The following is a 3655-nucleotide window of genomic DNA, read 5'->3' as shown; positions in this document are numbered from 1 at the left end:
CCCCCCCCCCCCCCCCCCCCCCCCCCCCCCCCCCCCCCCCCCCCCCGGGGGCGGGCCCGCTCTGGCGGGCCCGCTGGGTGCCGCTACTCGTCGTCCGCCTCGGCGGGCTCGGTGTCCGGCTCCTCGTCGGGCTCGTGGCTCTCGTCCGCCTGGACGGCCTCGGCCTCCCGCGCGGCCTTCTCCTCGGCCTCCCGCTTGAGCCGGGCCTCCTCACGCTCGCGCTGCCAACGGGCATCCCGCTCCTTGCGTTCAGCTACCCGCCTCGCCTCCTCCTCGGCCTGCTGCTGGGCGGTGGCCAGGGTCTCCTCCTCGACCTCGGAGAGGCTGTAACCGTGCTTCTTCAGGAAGTTCAGCCACTCGACCGTCTCGCCCTCGATGGGCTTGCGCCGACCGAACTCGTCCTTCTTGCCGCGCCATGCCTCGTCGGTCATGTGCTCGAACTCGTACATGCCCGCGACGTGGGCGAACAGAAGCCACCAGTACCGCTTGGCCCCGGTGCGCTTGACCAGCTTGGCCACCACGTCGGCCGGGGTGTGCTTCAGGTTCTCGTCCTTCAGGAACGTCGACAGCAGCCTGCCGTAGTCGCCCGTCACGTAGTGGGTGTACGTGTATCGGCCCGCGAGGATCGTCGTCAGCACCAGGTCCTTCACGTCGGCCGGGGCCTCGCCCTTGTCCTGGCACATGTCGACGATGAACGCCTGCCGAACCTCGCGCACCGAACGCCATGCGGCGTTGTTGGCCTTTACGCGCCGGGCCTCGGCGCGTGCGGCCTCGCGCTCGGCCTCGGCCTTCTCGTCGGCCGCCTCGCTCCCGTCGTCCTCGTTCTGGGCCGCCCCGATGATCCGGTGGCCGTGCTTCTTGAAGTCACGGCAGACCCAGACCACTTCGCCGTCGGCCGGGTCGAACGTGGCGGCGTGGCCCTCGCAGGTCTCGTTGTGACCGGCTTCGGTCAGCGGGCGTCCGATCGCGCTCTCCAGCTCCTCCAGCGGGCGGGCGGCGCTGTACTGCCAGCTGTGGGGCCAGCCGATGACCGGGATCATCTTCTTGGCCAGCTCGGCCGTCGTCGCCGCGATGCGCTCGGCCTTCTCCTTCTCGGCCCTCAGCGCCTGCATGGCCTGCCGCCACGCGCCCCGCTTGGTGTTGCCCTCGTCGGCGTCCTTCCGCTTGGCCTGCTCCAGCTTCCACAGGGCGTTGGGCACGTCCTCGACCTCGGCGTAGTCGGCCTGCTCGACCCAGTCGAACTCGGCCCCCTGCTCCCACAGTTCCTCGATCACCTCGGGGGCGATCTTGGCGACCCGGGGGGCGGCGTCCAGCTCCTCCGTGGTCCGGCCGATGGCGGCCGCGAGCTGGGCCTTGCGGGCCTTCGGTACCCGCTTGGCGTCGACCATGAGGGCGAGCTGCTGGGCGGCGTCCAGGTCGTCCTGGACGCTGGCGGCCGCGCGGTGGACGTTCTCGACCATGGACCCGGCCAGGGCCTCGTCGTCCACGCCCTTCAGGTCCTCACGGATGATCACGCGGACCTTCCGGTACTTGCGGCCCTCGGCCACGGCCTTCTCGGCGGCGGCGCGCGCGGCCTTCATGCGCCGCTGGCCCATGACGATGCCCAGCTTGCCCTCGTTCGCTCCCACCTGGGGCCGCAGGACCGGGGCCTGCTGGACGCCCACGGCGTCCACGCTGGCGATCAGGCCGGGGTCGGGCTCGGTGGTGTCCTCCTCGCCGTCCTCGCGCTTCTTGCGGTGGTTGAACGGGTCGACGATGACCCGGCTCTCCTCGGGCTCGTCGGGACGGAAGTCGGTGAGCGGGTCGATCCACTCCAGCCGCCCGGCGTCCGCCTCTTCTGCGATGGCGGCCGGGGCCTGCTCGTTCTGCGTCACGGTCAAGGTGAGTCCCTTCGTGGTGTGGGTTTCGAGGTGTGTTGGTCGGGGTGCCACCCCCTCCCAACAAGGACAACATTACCAGTATTGGACCTGATCACCAAGGGTTTCGGTACCCGTGACCAGGGTTTTTCTCGGGAATCCGGCTGGACCGCCCGGCGGTTCCGCACCACCGGCCGGGCAGACGGCGGCGGCGGTGTCCCACCACCGGCAGGCGCGGCCGGCGACTCCAGCGCGGCCCGGCCGGCGCTGACGGACAGCCCGCACGAGGGGCGGCGCGGATGCCTCAGCGGACGATGGCGGCCGTCGCGCTCGGCGCGTTTCCCCGCCCGCCCCGGCCTGTGCTGGCCGGGGCGGTACGGGGGCCTTCGCCTCGGGGATGGCGCTCGGCGTCAGCCGATGGGGTCCTGCTCGGCCCCTTCTCCGCCGTGCTCCTCGATGAGGGCGCGGACGGCCGCAACCGGCACGTCGTAGAACAGACGCCCCTTGTCGGGCTCGTCACCGGAGGTGAGCCACAGTTCGATGTCGTCCTCCAGGTCCCACGCCTCCCCGTCGGGGGCGTCGAGACCTTCGGCCAGGTAGACCTCCTCGAACTGGGCGGCTCCGGGCTGGCCCTTGATACTGAGGCCCTTCCCGTCGGCCAGGAAGATGCGCCGGTTGATGCCGTCCGTGCCGTTTGCCGTGAGGTGGTCGAGTCGGGACGTAGCCATGATGGTGCTCCGTTCTACGGGTGTCGGGTTTCGAGGGGCCGGGGCGGCGGTGCCATCCGCCGCCCCGGCGGGCGGGGTCAGTAGGGCAGGCGTTCCGTCGGGCGCATGATCGTGATGACGCGCTCGCCGTGGTCGCCCGGCGACGACTCGGCCACGAGGGTCACGCGCCGGGCGTCGCGGGTGGTGCCGTCGGTGGGGACGCGGTAGAGGGTGAGCGCGAGCCGGGGCTTGCGGCCGGAGCCTGCGGCCGCCTTGATCGCGCGGGACGCGGTGAGCAAGAGGTCCCATTCCCGCTCGGTCTCGTCCAGCCGGATGCCGGTCGTCCAGGCGTACGCCTCGGGGACGGCGACACAGTCGCGGTAGACGGCCTCGGTCATGGCGACCGGGGCGGGGAACTCCATCTCTTCGGCAATGCCGGGGTCGGCTTCGATCAGGAGACCGTCCTTGATGGCGTGGGCGCGGGTGTAGACGGTGCCGGTCATGCTCACGGGGTTGCCTCTCTTCGTCGTGCGGGTTTCGAGGGGCCGGGGCGGCGGTGCCATCCGCCGCCCCGGCGGGCGGGGGGTCAGAAGTGGTCGGAGTGAACGGCGGTGTGGGTGCCGGTGAAGGTGGCCACGACCTTCATCTGGTTGCCCGCCTCCAGGAGCAGGGCGCGGCCCTCCAGCCCCTCGAACTGGTCGACGTGCATGACGTGGGCCTTCGCCGCCTGGAGCAGCGCGTCCATCTCGGCGGCCAGCGGCGAGGATGCGCGGACGTGCATGACCTCGGGCGCATAGTGCGCGTACTCCTTGGCCGTCCAGTCCAGGACCACCGTGTACGACCGCAGACCCGCCCGGCGGGCCGCGCGGTGACGGGCGCGGATGGTCTTGAAGGTCTCGATCAGGGCGCGCATTGAGTGCTCCTCGTTCGGGTTTCGAGTGGTGGTGTCGGTCGGGGTGCCATCCCCTTCCAACAAGGACAACATTACCATCCTTGGCCCGGAAACGGAAGCCGAAAAGGGGGTCTGACCAGGGTTTTTCTCGGATTTCTCGCGGTGCCGCGCGTGCCCTCCGGGCCGGGCCGACCCCCCTC

Annotated in this window: 4 protein-coding genes; all 4 read right to left on the bottom strand. The window is 71.2% G+C overall.

Annotated elements, in window-relative coordinates; genetic code table 11:
- Positions 1 to 83 precede the first annotated feature (83 nt).
- A complete protein-coding gene (locus AC4IJH_RS43215; RefSeq protein ID WP_490857520.1) occupies positions 84 to 1880 on the bottom strand; it encodes a ParB/RepB/Spo0J family partition protein in 1797 nt (598 codons plus the stop codon).
- 386 nt (positions 1881 to 2266) lie between these two features.
- Positions 2267 to 2584: a hypothetical protein gene (locus tag AC4IJH_RS43210; RefSeq protein ID WP_490857519.1), complete on the bottom strand. Its 318-nt coding sequence runs from the start codon at positions 2582 to 2584 to the stop codon at positions 2267 to 2269.
- Positions 2585 to 2661: 77 nt separating this feature from the next.
- Positions 2662 to 3066 carry a DUF6573 family protein gene (locus tag AC4IJH_RS43205; RefSeq protein ID WP_366718829.1) on the bottom strand — a complete coding sequence of 135 codons (405 nt, stop codon included), beginning with the start codon at positions 3064 to 3066 and terminating at the stop codon, positions 2662 to 2664.
- Between the two features lie 83 nt (positions 3067 to 3149).
- Positions 3150 to 3476: a hypothetical protein gene (locus AC4IJH_RS43200; RefSeq protein WP_330269903.1), complete on the bottom strand. Its 327-nt coding sequence runs from the start codon at positions 3474 to 3476 to the stop codon at positions 3150 to 3152.
- Positions 3477 to 3655 lie beyond the last annotated feature (179 nt).

The organism is Streptomyces sp. UF-297 (assembly GCF_058245575.1).
The sequence above is the reverse complement of the archived record's forward strand: the minus strand, read 5'-3'. Positions and strand labels throughout refer to the sequence as shown.